This is a genomic window from Methylobacterium sp. WL69, assembly GCF_008039485.1.
Classification (GTDB): Bacteria; Pseudomonadota; Alphaproteobacteria; order Rhizobiales; family Beijerinckiaceae; genus Methylobacterium.
In genome coordinates, this window is the sequence record NZ_VRUZ01000051.1 from 1 (window position 1) to 16,484 (window position 16,484).

Below are 16,484 nucleotides of genomic sequence, written 5' to 3' on the forward strand. Positions count from 1 at the left end.
GCCACCGGCGCGGGGGGGGCATGGAACGGCGCGTCCGGCACGGGCGTGACGGGGGTTTTCGGGTCGAGGCAGCGGTCGAGGGCGCGCAGGGCGTCGTCCGGCATCGGCGCCCCGACCCCGTCGTCGAGGCCGCCGACGTAGGCCTCGATCCGGTCCAGGGCGAGGTGGACCGCCGCCGCCGCCGCCCCATCGAGGACGCCGGTCCCCGCGACGATCCGGTCGAACAGGGTCTCCAGGCGATGGGCCACGGCCTCCACCGCCGGCAGGTCGACGGCCCGGGAGGCCCCCTTCAGGCTGTGCGCCCGGCGGAACACATCGTTCCAGTCGGGCGCTTCCGCCCCGCCGCCCAGGGCGGCGCGGATGGCATCGATGTGCTCGCGATGCTCGACGTCGAAGGCCGCGAGAAGAAGCTGGCGGATGTCCATCCGGTGCGTGTCCGTCCGCCGCTTAAGGCCATTTTCGCAAGTGAGGAACCGGGCGCAAGTCCTTCGTTAACCATGTCTTCGTCATGGATGAAGTCCCGGGTTCCGCGGCGGAAACCGTCAATGGCGGTAGCGCTCGGCGAGGGTCATCAGGGCCTGGGCCAGCTCGGTGAGGTTGGCCGACGCCGCCTCGACCTCGCGGGTGCCGGCCGCCGTCTGCTGGCTCGCCTGCCGGATGTTCTGGAGGGCGCCCATCACCTGCTCGATGCCGAGCTGCTGCTGGTTGGTCGAGGCCACGATCTGCTGGAAGGTCTGGACGCTCTCCTCGACCTTGGCGGTGATCTCCTCGATGGTCCGCTGGGTGGTGTCCGAGCGGGCCTTGCCGGCGGCGGCGCGCTTGACCGCCTCCTCCGTCAGCATCACCGACGTGTTGATGCCGCGCTGGATCTCGCCGAGGATCGTGCGGACCTGCCCCGTCGCCGCCTTGGCCTGATCGGCCAGCAGCTTCATCTCCGAGGCCACGACGGCGAAGCTCCGCCCGCTCTCGCCGGCGGCGGCCGCCTCGATGGCGGCGTTGAGCGCCAGCAGGTGGGTGCGCTCCGAGATGTCGTTGACGGTGGTGATGATGTCGCCGATGGCCTGGGTCTTCTCGGAAACCGCGACGATGTTGCCCGCAACCGCCTCCGCCTGCTCGCGAATCGCCTCCATGGCCTTGGCGGTGTCGGCCACGGCCCGCAGCCCCGCCCGCGAGGTCTGGGCGGTGGATTGGGCCGTGGCGATGACCTCGCCGGCGCGCTTGCCGATCTGGGCGCCCGAATGGGTGATCTCGTCCACCGTGGCCGCCGTCTCCTGCACGGCGGCGAACTGTTCCTCGACGGAGGCCGCCTGCTCCTGCGCCGAGGCGCGGATCTCCGCCGCCGCGGCGTTGAGGTCGGCGGTGGCGGCGCGGTTGGTCCGCGCCAGGTCGGCCAGCCCCGCCACCATGCCGTTGAGGGTGCGCCCGAGGCGGCCGATCTCGTCGTTGCCCCTGGCATCGAGGGTGCCCGAGAGGTCGCCGTCGCCGACGCGCTCGGCGAACCGCATCACGTCCTCCAGGGGCTTGACCACGCCCCGCCGGATCAGGGCGGTGACGAGGATGCTGAGCAGCACGCTCGCGGCCAGGGTCAGGACGATGGACCACAGGCTCCGGTCGTAGATGTCGGCCGCGCGCTGCTGGCCGGCGGCGATGCCCTCGTCGAGGGCTTCGCGGGTGCGCTCGATATCGGCGAGGAGCAGCTCCTGCATCCGGTTGATCGGTTCGTTGCGCGCCTCGATGGCGTCGGTGTCCCGGGCCGTGATGGCGGCGAATTGCGGCTCGCTCACCGCGCGCAACTGCCGGAAATCATTGGCCGCCAGACCGGCGGTGTCGGCGAGCTTCTTCCAGGCCAGGGACCGGGCCGGAGAGGGCGCCGTGGCGGAATAGCCGTTGGCCGTGCGGACGATGTCGCCGAACAGCACCTCCGATTCCTGCCCGATGCGCCGCCAGGTCTCGATGGTCTGGGTCAGTTCCGACTCGGGACGGTTGCGCATGAGCGCCGCCATCACCGCGTTGCGCCGCAGGAGCCCCATGTCCCGGGCCTTGTTGCCGAGGTCGTCGAGCTGGCGCGCCACCGTCAGGTCGCGCTTGACGATGGTGTTCATGTTCTCGCGCACGGCGCTGATCTGGTCGAGGGCGTAGAGGCCGAGCGCCAGGATCACCACCGTGATGGCGACGAAGCCGAGGAGGATGCGTTTTCCGATGGAGATCGACACAGGCTGGCTCAATGCTCCGCGAAACCGGCACGCCCCGGGCGGGCGGCGTCAGGACAGGTAGCGCCGGAGGAGGCGCGGCAGATCGACGACGACGAAGCCGGGGCCGTCACCGGCGCCGGCCTGCGCCGGGGCATAGCCCGAAACCGCCTCGGCGCCCAACCCGGCGGCGGCCGGGGCGAGGAGACCGGCGCCGGAGGCGGGACCGTCCGGGTCGGCGACCGCGACGGCGACGACGCCCTCCACCCGATCGACGGCGAGGGCCACCGTCGCCGCACCGCCGCGCAGGACCACGACGTGGCCGGCGCCGGACTGAACGGCATCGGCCCGTCCGAGGGCGCGGGCAAGCCCGAGGAGGCTCACCACCCGGCCCGACAGGGCGATGACGCCGAGGAGGGCGGCGGGTGCGCCCGGCACGGCGGTGACGGGGCGGGCGGCCAGCACCTGCGCCACCTGGGCCAGGGGCAGCCCGTAGCGATCCGCGCCGCAGGTGCAGACGAGGAACGGCCGCAGGGGCGCCTGGCGCTGGACGCCCCCGTCGCGGCCGGCCAAGGCGAGGGTTCGGGCGGCGCGCAGGGCCCGCCGGCGGACGGTTTCGGCGGCTCGGTTCATCGGGCGGGCTCCTCCACGGCGGAACGGGCCAAAGCCGCACTCTGCGCCAGTTCCCGCGGCCCGATCCCATCGGCTTCGGCGAGATGCGCCCCGGCCGGCAGGGTCTGGCCGAGGCGGATGGCGTTGTCGAGGAAGCGGCGGCCTTCCGCCGGTCGCGCCACGGCGATCAGGAGCAGGCCGAGCTGATAATGGGCCATGACGAAGCCGGGATCGAGGTAGAGGGCGCGGCGCAACGCGCCCTCGGCCTCCGCCTCGCGCCCCAGGGTCCGCGCCAGGAGGCCGTCGTAATAGTGCAGGGCCGCCTCCATCGGTGCGACACCGAGGGCCGCACGGGCCCGGCGCCACGCCTCGGCGGTCTCACCGGCGTCGCTCAGGGCGCGGATCTGCGCAAGATCGCCGGCCCCGACCGCATCGTCCCCCGGCGATCGGACCTCCGACGTCTCCGACCGCGACGTTTCGGCGAGCACGGACTCGCGCGGCCCGTCCGCGGCGATGGGGTCCGCGGCGCCGGGGCCGCCCGCTTCGGCGGGCCCTTCGCCGATCCACGGGTGGGCGGGCTCCCAAACGGCCGGGTCGGCGACCGGGACGGCCGGTTCCCCGGCACCGCCCGGACGGTACGCGACGGTGCCGGGCAGGTTCACCGCCTCCAGGGTGTGGGCGAAGGCCGGGTTGGGCTCGGCATGGCCGATGAGGAGCCAGCCGTCCGGCACCAGGCGCCGGCCGAGGCTCCGGACCATGCCGAGCACCACCTCCGCCTCGAAGTAGATCAGCACGTTGCGGCACAGGATGAGGTCGAACCCGTTGAGCTCGGGCGGCGCGGTGCCGTCGACGAGTTCCATCAGGTTGCGGCGTTCGAACCGCACCATCCGGCGATACTCCGGACGCAGGGTGTAGGTGCCCTCGCGGCCGGGGCCCGGCCGGATCGGGCCGGGGGCGAAGTAGCGCAGGCGCTCCTCGGGCGGCAGGGTCCGCAGGGCCCAGCGTCCGTAGAGCCCGGTCCGGGCGGTCGCCAGGGCCGCCGTGCTGATGTCGGTGCCGGTGATGGCGATGCGCCAATCGGGCAGGGCGGGCCCGAGGAGTTCGTGCAGCAGGATGGCGAGGGAGTAGGGCTCCGCCCCCGTCGAGCAGCCGGCACTCCAGATCGTCAGGCGGCGCTCGTGCGACCGGGCCGCGATCAGGCCGGGCAGGATCGTGCCGCGCAGGGCCGCGAACTGCTCGGCGTAGCGGAAGAAGAACGTCTCGCCGATGGTGATCTCGGCTTCCAGGGCCGCCCATTCGGCCGCCCCCCGGGTCCGGTCGTCGAGGAGTGCGGCATAGGCGGCGGCGCCCGGCAGGTCGTTCGCCTTGAAGCGCTTGCGCAGACGATCGAGCAGCAGGTCGTCCTTGTCGACGTAGTAGTGATGGCCGGTGCGCGCGATGATCCGCGCCTTGAGGGCGGGGAAGGCCGGATCGGTCTGTGAGTCGGGCCGGACGGGCCGCTTCATGCAGGGCAGGGCCCGAAGGCGGCCAGCCGCTCGGCGGCGGCGCGCGTGAAGCCGTCCAGCCGCTGCCGCTCCTCGACGGTGAGCAGGCGGGCGCGATCCAGCACGTGGACCAACCCGTCGCCACGGACGATCTCGGCCGCGACGCAACCGTTGAGGGTCCGGGCCTCGGACACGGGTCGGATCGCCGCATCAGGGACGACGACGAGGTCTTCGGCCCGGTCGACGAGGAACGCCGTGGTGGCCTCCGCGTCGAGGACGATGTGGCGATCGTCGTCGGTCTCGGCCCCCTCCCGTGCCGGCAGGCCGAGGAGCCGGGCGAGATCGACGACGGGCACCGGCACGCCGCCGAGGTTGAGGAACCCGACGAGGGGTCCGCCCGCCGCCGGGGGGGCATGCAGGTCCGGCAGGGGAAGCACCTCGCGCACGGACGTCCGCGCCAAGGCACAGGGAACGCCTGCGACATCGAGGAGGAGGAAGGCTGTGGTGCCGGACAGGATCTGATCCAACGATGGTCTGGGGATGAGCGGAGTGACCGTTGTCGCGCGGCCGGGCAAGCCTTTTCGGACACCCGTCCTCGCCGACACACGAGCCTCCAGACTAGGACAGAGCGGGACGGGCGGGCAAACCCCTCGCACCGGCGATCGCATGTTTCCCGAGAGGGTGGGCGAGGGAGTTCGGTGTTGGGTGAGAGATGTCGCCGACCTATCATCAACCAGGCGCCGGGTGGGCGCGCGTTCACGTCGAGGACCGGCCAGTCATGCAACGGATCGTCTCGCTCTCCGTCACCCTCGCTCTCTGTCTCGCCGCGGGTGCGGCCCTTGCGGGAACGCCGGGCGCGGACTGGCTGACACCCGCCCAGACCCGGCAGGCCCTGAAGGCGGCGGGCTATTCGGAGGTGACGAAGCTCGAAGCCGACGACGGCCATTGGGACGGGGAGGGCATCAAGGACGGCCGCCGGATGAAGTTCGACGCCGATCCCCGCACCGGGGCGATTCTGGGCGAAATTCCTGCCGAATAGCCCCGCCTCGACCTGAAGGCCTACCGTTGACCCGAGGGATCGTGTCGTCTACCACACCCGACACGATCTTCGATTCGCCGCGACGGCGGTCGAACTGGCAAACGGTTTTCCGATGCGTTTCATCCTCATCGTAACGAACGCGCCACCGACGGGGCGGCCCTGACAGCAGGGGTCGCGATCCGGATGGTGGCGCATGCAGGGTCCCTCGGGGCCCTTTTTTGTTGCCGCGAGACGAGACGAAACGGATTTCAGGACAGGGTTCGAGGAGCAGGACGATGGGCGGCGAGGTCATGACCGGGGCCGAAATGGTCATCCGGGCGTTTCAGGATCAGGGTGTCGATACGCTGTTCGGGTATCCCGGCGGCGCCGTGCTGCCGATCTACGATGCGCTTTACCACCAGGAGACCCTGAAGCACGTTCTCGTGCGTCACGAGCAGGGGGCGGTCCACGCCGCGGAGGGCTACGCCCGCTCGTCCGGCAAGGTCGGCTGCGTCCTCGTCACCTCGGGGCCCGGCGCCACCAACATCATCACCGGCCTGACTGACGCGCTGCTCGACTCGATCCCGCTGGTCTGCATCACCGGTCAGGTGCCGACGCACCTCATCGGCACCGACGCGTTCCAGGAATGCGACACCGTCGGCATCACGCGCCACTGCACGAAGCACAACTATCTCGTCAAATCCATCGCCGACCTGCCGCGCATCCTGCACGAGGCGTTCTACGTCGCCTCGCACGGGCGCCCGGGCCCCGTCGTCGTCGATCTGCCGAAAGACATCCAGTTCGCCAGCGGTCTCTACGAGCGCCCCACCCAGAACGGCCACAAGACCTACCGTCCCGCCTTCAAGGGCGACGCCGCGCAGATCCAGGCGGCCGTCGAGCTCATGGCGAATGCCCGCCGGCCGATCCTCTACACCGGCGGCGGCGTCATCAACGCGGGCCCGCACGCCTCGGCCCTGCTGCGCCAGCTCGCCGCCGAGACGGGCTTCCCCGTGACCTCGACCCTGATGGGTCTCGGCGCCTTCCCAGCCTCCGACGAGACGTTCCTCGGCATGCTCGGCATGCACGGGACCTACGAGGCCAACCTCGCCATGCACGAATGCGACGTGATGGTCTGCATCGGTGCGCGCTTCGACGACCGCATCACCGGGCGCCTCGACGCGTTCTCGCCGTTCTCGAAGAAGATCCACGTCGATATCGATGCGTCCTCGATCAACAAGGTCGTCAAGGTCGATGTCGGGATCGTCGGCGATTGCGGCTCGGTGCTGGAAGACATGCTCGCCGCCTGGAAGGCCCTGCCGACCCGGCCGGACCCGGAGCGCTTCGACGCCTGGATGGCCAAGATCCGCACGTGGAAGGCGCGCGACTGCCTCGCCTACTGGCCGTCGGGCACGATCATCAAGCCGCAATACGCCGTGCAGCGCCTCTACGAGGCGTGCAAGGACCGCGAGACCTACGTCACCACGGAGGTCGGACAGCACCAGATGTGGGCGGCGCAGTACTTCAAGTTCGAGGAGCCGAACCGCTGGATGACCTCCGGCGGCCTCGGCACCATGGGCTACGGCCTGCCCGCCGCCATCGGCACGCAGCTCGCCCATCCGGACGGGCTCGTCATCGACATCGCCGGCGAGGCCTCGATCCTGATGAACATCCAGGAGATGTCCACGGCGGTGCAGTACCGCCTGCCGGTCAAGATCTTCATCCTGAACAACGAGTACATGGGCATGGTGCGCCAGTGGCAGGAGCTGCTGCACGGCTCGCGCTACTCGCAGAGCTACTCCGAGAGCCTGCCGGACTTCGTCAAGCTCGCCGAGGCCTACGGCGCCAAGGGCATCCGCTGCGAGAAGCCCGGCGACCTCGACGCGGCGATCCAGGAGATGCTCGACTACGACGGGCCGGTGATCTTCGACTGCGTCGTCGACAAGAAGGAGAACTGCTTCCCGATGATCCCGTCGGGCAAGGCCCACAACGAGATGATCCTGTCGGACTACCTCGGCGAGACCGGAGCCGAGATCGGCGACATCATCTCGGAAGAGGGCAAGATGCTGGTCTGACCGGCGCCTCGCCGGGCGCCGCCCGTGCCTCGCTCCCTAGAGCCGTGCCCGATCCAGTTGGATCGGATCACGTCTCTAACGCCCTGTTCTGTCGTGCTCGCTTGCGACGAACCGGTATCCACTTCGTCGGAGAGCACTCTAGCGCGGGTCGCCCCGGCGGCGCGCGTTGGCCAACCGGCTGCGCCAGCCCGGCGCCGCCGGGCGCGGGGCATGCCGGTCGGGCCGGGGCGTGAAAGCGGCCCGCTCGGCCGGGGTGGCGGCCTCGCATTTCCGCAGCAGGGCGAAGAACTCGATCTCGCCGGCCTGCGTCGGGGTCACCTCCGCGAAGGCGAACGGCACCAGGCCGATGGCGATCGCCTCGCCGAGGGCGGAGACGAAACTGTCGGGGGTGAAGACACTGCAATGCACGTCGATCGTCGCCCCGGTCTCGTGGATGCGCCGGGCATGCTCCAGGCCGGCCTCCGGCCCGTGCCCCTCGAACGGGGGGAAGCGGGTCTCGCGCCCGGCCCAGACCGCACCGGCATCCACCTGCATCGCCCGGGAAAAGTGCTCGTAGACCTGGGCCGGGCTCGGACGGGTGGCGCGGGCCAGGTGCGCGCCGACGAGGTCGCCGGCGGTGGTGAGGCTGCGCCCACGGTCGAAGGTGAAGCGCATATCGGGCACGGCGAGGAACAGCAGGCCGCCCTCGCGCAGGGCGTCGGCACAGTCCCGAAGCCAGCCGATGGCGTCGGGCAGGTGCTCGATGACGTGCGAGGCGACGATGTAGTCCACGGGACCACGGGCCCCGAGGGCTTGGTGCAGGGTCTGATGTTCGAGGACGAGATCGACCTCGACCAGGGCCCCGCGCGCCCGCGGGCCCGCGGCGGCGTGACCGGCGTACTTGCGGGCGAGGCCTTCCGTCGAGAGATGGTCGGCGTAGAGGATGTCGCCGTCGCTGCGGCGCACGAGGGGCCGGTCGAGGGGGCCGAGTTCGACGCCGGTCCGGCCGTGGGGCCTCACGGCGGCGAGCGTGCGCTGGCGACTGTCCATGGGCGGCGCGGTATCATGACGCCTGGAACGGGTCCAGCTTGGAGCCGGGCGGGCGGACAATCGAAGAGTAGGAACTGGGGCAAGCCATGAACGCGATGAACACCCACTACCCCGATGCCGGCCGCGTCGAGCCCGTCAACCGGCACACCCTGGCCGTCATCGTCGACAACGAGCCCGGCGTGCTTGCCCGCATCTCGGGCATGTTCTCGGGCCGGGGCTACAACATCGAGAGCCTCACGGTGTCGGAGACCGAGGTGGCACGGCACATCTCGCGCATCACCATCGTCACCACCGGCACCGACGCGGTGATCCAGCAGATCAAGGCGCAGCTCGACCGGCTCGTGCCCGTCCACCGCGTGGTCGACCTGACGCTGCAGGGTCTGTCCCTCGAGCGCGAACTCTGCCTCGTGAAGGTGGCGGGCACCGGCGAGCACCGCACGGAATCCCTGACGCTCGCCGCCGCCTTCGGCGCCAAGACCCTGGACGCGACCCTGAATTCCTTCGTGTTCGAGGTCACGGGCACCACGGAGGAGATCGACCGCTTCATCGGCCTGATGACGGTGATCGGCCTGGTGGAAATTTCCCGGACCGGCATCGCCGCCATGGGGCGGGGTTCGGAGGCGATGTGAGGCTTTTTTCTCAACGGTGGTAAGGTGCCGGAGACGTGCCGGGAATGATGTGATGAGGGCAAGACTGAAGCGGAGCGGGGATGACTTCGTCCTCTCGGTAACCCGAGAGGACGTGCGGAAGCTCGGTCTCGTCGAGGGCCAGGAAGTGGAGATCGATCCGGTGCCCGCACCCCTCGCACCTCCGCCCGCCCGCCGCCACGTCAACGGGTTCCCCGTGTTCACGATGGCCGAGATGGCTGCGGAGATGAGACGACTCGGACCGGATTTCGAGCCTCCGACCGTCGATTGGGGGCCGGATGTCGGTTCCGAGATCATCGACGATGACGATCCCCGCTGATCGTCCGTACGAGCCGGGCGACCTGATCCTCGTCGATCTCGACCCCGTCCTCGGAACCGAGCAACGCGGCAAGCGGCCTGTCCTCGTCATCTCGACTCCTGAAATGAACACGCTGACCCGGCGGATCATCATCTGCCCGGTCACCCGAAATCGAGATCCCTGGCCGACCAAGATCTTTCTGCCGGAGGGTTTGGGGGTCGACGGCGCAATCCTCGCCGATCAGGTGCGCTCGATCGATCGCAGGGCGCGCATCCTCCGCCCACTCGGGACAGTCCCCGATCCCATACTCGCGGAAGTCCGCGCGAAGGTGGCAGCATTGATCGGCTTGCAATTCGGCCCTGCGACCGAAGAAGGCTCAGCACCATGACCACCCTCTACTACGCCCCCGGCGCCTGCTCGCTCGCCGCCCACATCGCCCTGGAGGAGACCGGCGCGCCGTTCGAGACCGTGCGGCTCGACCTCGCCAGGGGGGACCAGCGTGCGCCCGAATACCTCGCCGTCAACGAGCGCGGGCGCGTGCCGGCCCAGGTGGAGGACGGCTGGGTCCTCACGGAGAACACCGCGATCCTGCGCCACATCGCCCGCATCCATCCGCAGGCCGGGCTGTGGCCGGAGGCACCGCGCGATCAGGCGCGGGCCGACGAGTGGCTCGCCTGGATGGCGACGAACCATCACATCGCCTACGCGCATGTCCGGCGGGCCGAGCGCTACACCACGGACGAGGACGCCTATCCGGCGATCCAGGCCAAGGGGGCGGATACCTGCGGCGACCTGTTCACGATGACGGACGTGCGGCTCGCCGACGGCGGCTGGGCCCTGGGCGAGCGCTACAGCGTCGTCGATCCCTACCTGCTGCTGTTCTGGACCTGGGGGCGCGGCCCGGCGCTCGGGTTCGACATGGCCGAGCGCTTTCCCCACTGGACGGCCCACGCACGGGCCATGGCGCAGCGCCCGGCGGTGCAGGCCGTCTTCGCCCGCGAGGGTCTTCGACTCCCTGCGTGAAGGCCATGCGACGATTCCCCTTTCGTCAAGGGATGCGTCTCGCTAAAAGCCGGGCGATCGCACGGCCGCGCGGATGCTGTTTCAGATGAGGGCGCCGGAGCGCACTCATGCTCAATCGAGAGAAAAGAGAAGGTACCGCCATGCGGGTCTATTACGATCGTGACGCCGACCTCAACCTGATCAAGGGCAAGAAGGTCGTCATCGTCGGCTACGGCAGCCAGGGCCATGCCCACGCGCTGAATCTCCGCGATTCCGGCGTGCAGGGCATCGTCATCGCGCTCCGCGAGGGTTCGGCCACCGCCAAGAAGGCGGAGCACGAGGGCTTCACGGTCATGAACGTGGCCGATGCCGCCAAGCAGGCCGACGTTGTCATGATGCTCACCCCCGACGAGCTGCAGGGCGACATCTACAAGGAGTCGCTCGAGGGCAACATGAAGCAGGGCGCCGCCCTCCTGTTCGCCCACGGCCTCAACGTGCACTTCAACCTCATCGAGCCGAGAGCGGACCTCGACGTGCTCATGGTCGCCCCGAAGGGCCCCGGCCACACCGTGCGCGGCGAGTACCTCAAGGGCGGCGGCGTGCCGACCCTCATCGCCATCGCGCAGGACGCGTCCGGCAACGCCCACGACCTCGGCCTGTCCTACGCCTCGGCGAACGGTGGCGGCCGCGCCGGCATCATCGAGACCACCTTCAAGGAAGAGTGCGAGACGGATCTGTTCGGTGAGCAGGCCGTGCTCTGCGGCGGCCTCGTCGAGCTCATCAAGGCCGGATTCGAGACCCTCGTCGAGGGCGGCTACGCCCCCGAGATGGCGTATTTCGAGTGCCTCCACGAGGTGAAGCTCATCGTCGACCTCATCTACGAGGGCGGCATCGCCAACATGAACTACTCGATCTCGAACACCGCCGAGTACGGCGAGTACGTCACCGGCCCGCGCATCGTGACCGCCGAGACCAAGGCCGAGATGAAGCGCGTCCTCGACGACATCCAGTCGGGCAAGTTCACCCGCGACTGGATGCTGGAGAACAAGGTCGGCCAGACCTCGTTCAAGGCCACCCGCGCCAAGCTCGCCCGTCACCCCATCGAGGAGGTCGGCGCCAAGCTGCGCGGCATGATGCCGTGGATCTCCGAGAAGGCCCTGGTCGACAAGTCCAAGAACTGATTTTTGGGATGGTGCAGCCGTGCTTTGCTCGGCTGCCCGTCAGGACTGGAGCCGGTGTCGCGAAAGCGGCGCCGGCTTTTTCGTGAGCGCATACCCCCCTCTGCGGGGGAGGGTGGTCGCGGAGCGACCGGGAGAGGGGGCGACCTCTCCGGACACCGCGCTCCCCTCATCCAACCCGCTTCGCGGGCCACCTTCTCCCGCGGAGGGGAGAAGGACGCGCCCAGCTGTTGTGATCTTCATGAAATCCAGCGATGATTTTCGCCAACGGCCGCCCGCCTGAGAGCAGCCGAAACCCGGAGGACAAACATGGCATCGCTCTACTACGACGCGCATCGCGCGCTTCAGGAAGAGTACAAGACCGTCAAGCTCGCCGAGCGCCTCGATACCGGCTGGGTCCATGACGAGGTCGGCCCCGACGAAGCGGCCTTCATCGGCAGCCGCGACATGTTCTTCCTCTCCACCGTCGATCCCGACGGCATGCCCACCGTGTCCTACAAGGGCGGCAGCCCCGGCTTCGTGAAGGTGCTCGACGCGAACACCCTCGTGTTCCCGGGCCTCGACGGCAACGGCATGTGGTACTCCATGGGCAACATCGAGGGACAGGCCAAGGTCGGCCTGCTGTTCATCGACTTCGAGACCCCGCACCGGGTCCGCGTCCAGGGCCATGCCCGGATGCTGCGCGACGATCCCCTGATGGCCGAGTACACGGAGGCCAAGTACCTCGTGCGGATCGAGGTGACGAAGGCCTGGGTCAACTGCCCGCGCTACATCCACAAGTACCAGAAGGTGTCCCAGAACCGGTACGTGCCGACCCCCGACAAGGAGACTCCCCTGGCCCTGTGGAAGCGCCTCGACATGGTCGGCGACGTGATCTCGGACGAGGACAAGGCCCGCGTCGCCAAGGAAGGCCAGCTCGCCCTGCCCGAATACGAGGCCCGGGTGGCGCGCGGCGAGAGCTGAGCGAAGCCCAAATCCCCCATCCCGAAGGGATTGGACGGATTTGGGTTGAGGCATCGTCGCGGAATCGTCACCCGTGGCGATGCCCGGGTCTTGTGGGAGCCCGTCCATGGTCTAGCTTCGCCCCGATGCCGCCGGGTGTCGGGGAGAAGCGCCCATGACGATCGAGACCGTGGACGCCGCCGGGAGCCGGAGGGGCGCCGACCTGGTGCTGGACGTGCTGCGCTCGGAGGGCGTGCGCTACATCTTCGGCAATCCCGGCACCACCGAATTGCCGCTGATCGACGCGCTCACCGAAGTCCAGGACATCGGTTACATCCTCGCCCTGCAGGAGGCGACCGCGGTGGCCATGGCCGACGGCTACGCGCAGGGCGCGCGCAGGGCCGCCTTCCTGAACCTGCACACGGCCGGCGGCCTCGGCCACGGCATGGGCGCCCTCTGGAACTCGCAGGTCAGCGGCACGCCGCTGGTGGTCACCGCCGGGCAGCAGGACCTGCGCCACGCGCTCTCCGATCCGCTGTTGATGGGCGACCTCGTCGCCATCGCCGATCCGGTGGTGAAGTGGGCCCGTGAAGTCACCAGCCCGGACCAGATCCCGGTGCTCCTGCGCCGCGCCTTCCACGATTGCGGGGCCGCCCCGTCCGGCCCGGTCTTCCTCTCCCTGCCGATGGACGTGATGGAGGCGATGACCCAGGTGCCGGCGGGCGAGACATCGACCATCGACCAGCGGGCGGTGGCGGGTTCCCTCGACCGGCTGGCGAGCGAACTCGCCGCCATCGCGCCCGGCCGCCTCGCACTCATCGCCGGAGACGAGATCGACGCCTCGGACGCCTCCGCCCAGATGGTGGCTCTGGCCGATCTGCTGGCGGCACCGGTCTACGGCTCGTCCTGGCCGGCCCACATCCCGTTCCCCACCGCCCACCCGCTCTGGGCCGGCAACCTGCCGACCCGGGCCGATGCCATCGCCGACATCCTCGGGCGCTACGACGCGGTGTTCGCCCTCGGGGGCAAGTCGCTGATCACGGTGCTCTATTCGGAGGTTTCGGCGGTGCCGTCCGGGACACGGGTGTTCCAGCTCTCCGCGGACGTGCGCGACCTCGGCCGCACCTACGCCACGAGCCTGTCGACGGTGGGCGACATCCAGGCCTCCCTGAACGCGCTGCTGCCGCTGCTGGCCCCGCGTGTGGCCGACCGCGCCGATGCCTTCGCGGGCCTGCGCGCGGCAGCCGCGGCGGCACGGGTCGAACGACGGGGCAAGCTCGCCGCCGCGGCCGACGCCGCGTTCGAGGACCCGGTGATCGCCCCCCTGGTCGCTGCCCGCGAGGTGGCCCGGGCCGTGGGCGCCGAGACCGCGATCATCGACGAGGCGCCCGCGACGCTCACCCACCTGCGCACCTTCCTCGACAGTCCGTCCGCCCACCAATACGCCGCCATGCGCGGCGGCGTACTCGGCTGGGGCATGCCCGCCGCGGTCGGTTTCTCCCTCGGCATCGACCGGGCGCCCGTGGTCTGCGTCGTGGGCGACGGGGCGGCCATGTACTCGCCCCAGGCCCTGTGGACCGCCGCGCACGAGAAGCTGCCGGTCACCTTCGTGGTGATCAACAACGCCGAGTACAACATCCTCAAGACCTTCATGAAGAGCCAGTCGCACTATGCCTCGGTGCGCGCCAACCGCTTCATCGCCATGGATCTCACCGACCCGCGCGTCGACTTCCCGGCGCTTGCCGCCTCCATGGGGGTGCCGGCGCGGCGGGTGACGCGGGCCGCCGACATCGCCCCGGCGATCGAGGCCGGGATTCGCTCGGGCGGCGCCAACCTCGTGGAGGTGGTGGTCCGGGCGACCTGACCGGTCCCGCCCCGCCCATCGCCGGGGACGGCCCGTCGGGGCCGAGATCCCCGAGCCGCCCGTATCCTCACCGGACGGCGTGCAGGCGCGGCCCGCGCCGGACGAAGCCGACGATGTCCTTGACCGCGTCCAGGGTCGGGGCCGCGATGGCCTCGGCCCGTTCGGCGCCGTCGGCCAGCACGGCGTCGATCTCGGCTGGGTCGGAGACGAGACGCTTCATCTCGGCGCCGAGGGGCGCCAGGGTCTCGACGGCGAGTTCCACCAGCGCCCCCTTGAACTGGGAGAACTGCGCGCCGCCGTAATCGCGCAGCACGTCCTCGCGGGTCACGTCCTTCAGGGCCGCGAAGATGCCCACGAGGTTGTCGGCCTCCGGGCGCCCGGCGAGGCCCGCCACCTCGGAGGGGAGGGCGTCCGGGTCGGTCTTGGCCTTGCGCACCTTGGCCGCGATGGCATCGGCATCGTCCGTGAGGTTGATGCGCGAATTGTCCGACGCGTCCGACTTCGACATCTTCTTGGTGCCGTCGCGCAGCGACATCACCCGCGCGGCCGGGCCGCCGATGAGCGGTTCGGTGACCGGGAAGAACCCTTCGCCCGCATCGTGGCCGTGGGCCGAGATCGACTCCGAAAAGTCGTTGTTGAACTTCTGCGCGATGTCGCGGGTGAGTTCGAGGTGCTGCTTCTGGTCCTCGCCCACGGGCACGTGGGTGGCGCGGTAGGCCAGGATGTCGGCGGCCATGAGCACCGGATAGGCGTAGAGCCCGATGGAGGCGTTCTCGCGGTCCTTGCCGGCCTTGTCCTTGAACTGGGTCATGCGGTTGAGCCAGCCGAGGCGGGCGACGCAGTTGAAGATCCAGGCAAGTTCGGCGTGCTGCGGCACCTGGGACTGGTTGAAGACGATGCTGCGCTTCGGGTCGATGCCGGCGGCCAGGAACGCGGCGGTGACTTCGCGGATCTGGCCCTTGAGGGCCGCAGGGTCCTGCCACAGGGTGATCGCGTGCATGTCGACGACGCAGTAGAGGCACTGCGCGTCGCGCGCCTGCATTTCCACGAAGCGCTTGATGGCGCCGAGATAGTTGCCGAGGTGCAGGTTGCCCGTGGGCTGGACGCCCGAGAACACCAGTTCCTTGAACGCGGTCATCGCGCGTGGTCCTTCATCGCCCGCCTAGCTGAGAGTCAGTCTTCGCGGCGCAAGGCGCGGTTTCTGGACGCCGCGCCGGGGCCGGTCAAGCGGCCGAGCTTCTGTCCTGCCGCGCTTGGCCCATCGGGCACAGGTCGAGGAGGACGCAAGAGCCGCAGGCCGGGCCGCGATGATGGCAGACGGCCTGCCCGTGCAGCATCAGGATCTCGTGGTTGTCGTAGAGGTCCTGCGCGCTCCAGTCGGCGGGCAGCTGCGCCCGCAGGATCGGATGCGACGGGCCGACATCCACCTTCGGCCCGATCAGGCCCGTGCGCTGGGCGACGCGGTGATGGTGGCTGTCCACGGGCAGGGCGGGCATCCGCAGGACGCTGAACGACAGCACGGCCGCACTGGTCTTCGGCCCGACGCCGGGGATCGCCTCGAGCCAGGCGCGGGCCGCGTCGACGTCCATGTGCTTCAGGAAGTCGAGGGACAGGGCACCCTGCCGCTCGGCCACGGCCCGCAGGATGGCCTGGATGCGCGGGGCCTTGAGTTCCGGCCACGTCACCCCGGCGATGGCCGCCTCGACCTCGGACACGGGGGCGGCCAGCATGGCGGCCCAATCGGGATAGCGCGCCCGCAGGGCCTTGAAGGCCCGGCCCGAATCGGCGTTGCGGGTCCGGTGGGAGAGCAGCGACGAGACGAGTTCGCTCAGCGGGTCGAGGCTGTGGAAGTACGGGATCGGACACCCGTAGACCGGGCACAGGCGGCGGTGGATCTCCAGGGCCTTCTCGTCCAGCCCCGGATCGGCCGGGAGAGCGGCGGAGCGACGCCGCGAGGGGCGGGGGCCGGCGAGGTCGTGTCCGGATGCGATGGTCATGAGCCAGGAATCGCCGAAGATTCGCACCGGTTCCTGCCTGTGACGAAAGCTCCGGGTTTGTCAGGCCGCGGCTTGCGCGGCCCGCGGCCGCATGTAACCTTGGTCCCGTCAGCAATGGCGATACGGGAGAGCCCAGGTCGAGTCGCTTCGCA

At 69.9% G+C, this 16,484-nt stretch carries 17 protein-coding genes; 9 read left to right on the forward strand and 8 right to left on the reverse strand.

Going from position 1 to position 16,484, the window contains the following annotated elements; all coding sequences use genetic code 11:
• From FV218_RS14345 to FV218_RS14365, 5 genes are all read right to left on the reverse strand, one after another.
• On the reverse strand, positions 1 to 425 hold a 425-nt coding region (locus FV218_RS14345), incomplete at its 3' end, for an Hpt domain-containing protein (protein WP_187273065.1).
• 117 nt (positions 426 to 542) lie between these two features.
• Positions 543 to 2,213, reverse strand: a complete 1,671-nt coding sequence (locus tag FV218_RS14350) for a methyl-accepting chemotaxis protein (RefSeq protein ID WP_056091653.1) — start codon at positions 2,211 to 2,213, stop codon at positions 543 to 545.
• Between the two features lie 48 nt (positions 2,214 to 2,261).
• Positions 2,262 to 2,822: a chemotaxis protein CheW gene (locus FV218_RS14355; RefSeq protein ID WP_147710306.1), complete on the reverse strand. Its 561-nt coding sequence runs from the start codon at positions 2,820 to 2,822 to the stop codon at positions 2,262 to 2,264.
• Entirely contained in the window at positions 2,819 to 4,306 is a 1,488-nt protein-coding gene (locus tag FV218_RS14360) for a protein-glutamate O-methyltransferase CheR (protein WP_147710308.1), read from the reverse strand. The genes FV218_RS14355 and FV218_RS14360 overlap by 4 nt, the downstream gene beginning before the upstream one ends.
• Positions 4,303 to 4,803: a chemotaxis protein CheW gene (locus tag FV218_RS14365; protein WP_056091781.1), complete on the reverse strand. Its 501-nt coding sequence runs from the start codon at positions 4,801 to 4,803 to the stop codon at positions 4,303 to 4,305. Before FV218_RS14365 ends, FV218_RS14360 begins: the two co-directional genes overlap by 4 nt.
• A 260-nt stretch (positions 4,804 to 5,063) precedes the next feature.
• On the opposite strand from FV218_RS14365, the gene FV218_RS14370 reads away from it, so the two are divergent.
• Entirely contained in the window at positions 5,064 to 5,324 is a 261-nt protein-coding gene (locus FV218_RS14370; RefSeq protein ID WP_056091661.1) for a PepSY domain-containing protein, read from the forward strand.
• A 275-nt stretch (positions 5,325 to 5,599) separates the two neighbouring features.
• A complete protein-coding gene (locus FV218_RS14375) occupies positions 5,600 to 7,375 on the forward strand; it encodes an acetolactate synthase 3 large subunit (RefSeq protein WP_056091662.1) in 1,776 nt (591 codons plus the stop codon).
• 138 nt (positions 7,376 to 7,513) lie between these two features.
• Here FV218_RS14375 and FV218_RS14380 read toward each other — a convergent pair whose 3' ends face one another.
• Positions 7,514 to 8,404 (reverse strand): class I SAM-dependent methyltransferase, encoded by an 891-nt coding sequence (locus tag FV218_RS14380; protein WP_056091665.1) that lies wholly within the window; start codon positions 8,402 to 8,404, stop codon positions 7,514 to 7,516.
• A gap of 86 nt (positions 8,405 to 8,490) precedes the next feature.
• Here FV218_RS14380 and ilvN point away from each other — a divergent pair, with 86 nt between their 5' ends.
• The 7 genes from ilvN (at position 8,491) to FV218_RS14420 (ending at position 14,335) form a co-directional block, all read left to right on the forward strand.
• Complete coding sequence (ilvN, locus tag FV218_RS14385; RefSeq protein WP_056091668.1) at positions 8,491 to 9,033, forward strand: acetolactate synthase small subunit; 543 nt, start codon at positions 8,491 to 8,493, stop codon at positions 9,031 to 9,033.
• A 112-nt stretch (positions 9,034 to 9,145) separates the two neighbouring features.
• Positions 9,146 to 9,370 (forward strand): MazF family transcriptional regulator, encoded by a 225-nt coding sequence (locus FV218_RS14390; RefSeq protein WP_246685131.1) that lies wholly within the window; start codon positions 9,146 to 9,148, stop codon positions 9,368 to 9,370.
• Complete coding sequence (locus tag FV218_RS14395; RefSeq protein WP_147710311.1) at positions 9,354 to 9,737, forward strand: type II toxin-antitoxin system PemK/MazF family toxin; 384 nt, start codon at positions 9,354 to 9,356, stop codon at positions 9,735 to 9,737. The genes FV218_RS14390 and FV218_RS14395 overlap by 17 nt, the downstream gene beginning before the upstream one ends.
• Positions 9,734 to 10,372 carry a glutathione S-transferase N-terminal domain-containing protein gene (locus FV218_RS14400; RefSeq protein ID WP_147710313.1) on the forward strand — a complete coding sequence of 213 codons (639 nt, stop codon included), beginning with the start codon at positions 9,734 to 9,736 and terminating at the stop codon, positions 10,370 to 10,372. The genes FV218_RS14395 and FV218_RS14400 overlap by 4 nt, the downstream gene beginning before the upstream one ends.
• A gap of 140 nt (positions 10,373 to 10,512) precedes the next feature.
• The gene (gene ilvC, locus FV218_RS14405; protein WP_056091680.1) at positions 10,513 to 11,532 is read left to right on the forward strand and encodes a ketol-acid reductoisomerase; all 1,020 of its coding nucleotides are present in this window, start codon (positions 10,513 to 10,515) and stop codon (positions 11,530 to 11,532) included.
• Between the two features lie 306 nt (positions 11,533 to 11,838).
• The gene (locus FV218_RS14415) at positions 11,839 to 12,492 is read left to right on the forward strand and encodes a pyridoxamine 5'-phosphate oxidase family protein (RefSeq protein ID WP_147710317.1); all 654 of its coding nucleotides are present in this window, start codon (positions 11,839 to 11,841) and stop codon (positions 12,490 to 12,492) included.
• Positions 12,493 to 12,646: 154 nt separating this feature from the next.
• Entirely contained in the window at positions 12,647 to 14,335 is a 1,689-nt protein-coding gene (locus tag FV218_RS14420) for a thiamine pyrophosphate-binding protein (protein WP_147710319.1), read from the forward strand.
• A 67-nt stretch (positions 14,336 to 14,402) separates the two neighbouring features.
• On the opposite strand, the gene trpS is transcribed toward FV218_RS14420, so the two are convergent.
• Positions 14,403 to 15,473 carry a tryptophan--tRNA ligase gene (gene trpS / locus FV218_RS14425; RefSeq protein WP_147710321.1) on the reverse strand — a complete coding sequence of 357 codons (1,071 nt, stop codon included), beginning with the start codon at positions 15,471 to 15,473 and terminating at the stop codon, positions 14,403 to 14,405.
• Between the two features lie 85 nt (positions 15,474 to 15,558).
• Positions 15,559 to 16,332 carry a Fe-S cluster assembly protein HesB gene (locus tag FV218_RS14430; protein WP_147710323.1) on the reverse strand — a complete coding sequence of 258 codons (774 nt, stop codon included), beginning with the start codon at positions 16,330 to 16,332 and terminating at the stop codon, positions 15,559 to 15,561.
• Between the last annotated feature and the right edge of the window lie 152 nt (positions 16,333 to 16,484).

Coding starts and splice junctions, on each gene's coding strand:
- FV218_RS14355 (WP_147710306.1), bottom strand. CDS start 2,822: ATGAACCGAGCCGCCGAAACCGTCCGCCGGCGGGCCCTGCGCGCCGCC.
- FV218_RS14360 (WP_147710308.1), bottom strand. CDS start 4,306: ATGAAGCGGCCCGTCCGGCCCGACTCACAGACCGATCCGGCCTTCCCC.
- FV218_RS14370 (WP_056091661.1), top strand. CDS start 5,064: ATGCAACGGATCGTCTCGCTCTCCGTCACCCTCGCTCTCTGTCTCGCC.
- FV218_RS14375 (WP_056091662.1), top strand. CDS start 5,600: ATGGGCGGCGAGGTCATGACCGGGGCCGAAATGGTCATCCGGGCGTTT.
- FV218_RS14380 (WP_056091665.1), bottom strand. CDS start 8,404: ATGGACAGTCGCCAGCGCACGCTCGCCGCCGTGAGGCCCCACGGCCGG.
- ilvN (WP_056091668.1), top strand. CDS start 8,491: ATGAACGCGATGAACACCCACTACCCCGATGCCGGCCGCGTCGAGCCC.
- FV218_RS14395 (WP_147710311.1), top strand. CDS start 9,354: ATGACGATCCCCGCTGATCGTCCGTACGAGCCGGGCGACCTGATCCTC.
- FV218_RS14400 (WP_147710313.1), top strand. CDS start 9,734: ATGACCACCCTCTACTACGCCCCCGGCGCCTGCTCGCTCGCCGCCCAC.
- ilvC (WP_056091680.1), top strand. CDS start 10,513: ATGCGGGTCTATTACGATCGTGACGCCGACCTCAACCTGATCAAGGGC.
- FV218_RS14415 (WP_147710317.1), top strand. CDS start 11,839: ATGGCATCGCTCTACTACGACGCGCATCGCGCGCTTCAGGAAGAGTAC.
- FV218_RS14420 (WP_147710319.1), top strand. CDS start 12,647: ATGACGATCGAGACCGTGGACGCCGCCGGGAGCCGGAGGGGCGCCGAC.
- trpS (WP_147710321.1), bottom strand. CDS start 15,473: ATGACCGCGTTCAAGGAACTGGTGTTCTCGGGCGTCCAGCCCACGGGC.
- FV218_RS14430 (WP_147710323.1), bottom strand. CDS start 16,332: ATGACCATCGCATCCGGACACGACCTCGCCGGCCCCCGCCCCTCGCGG.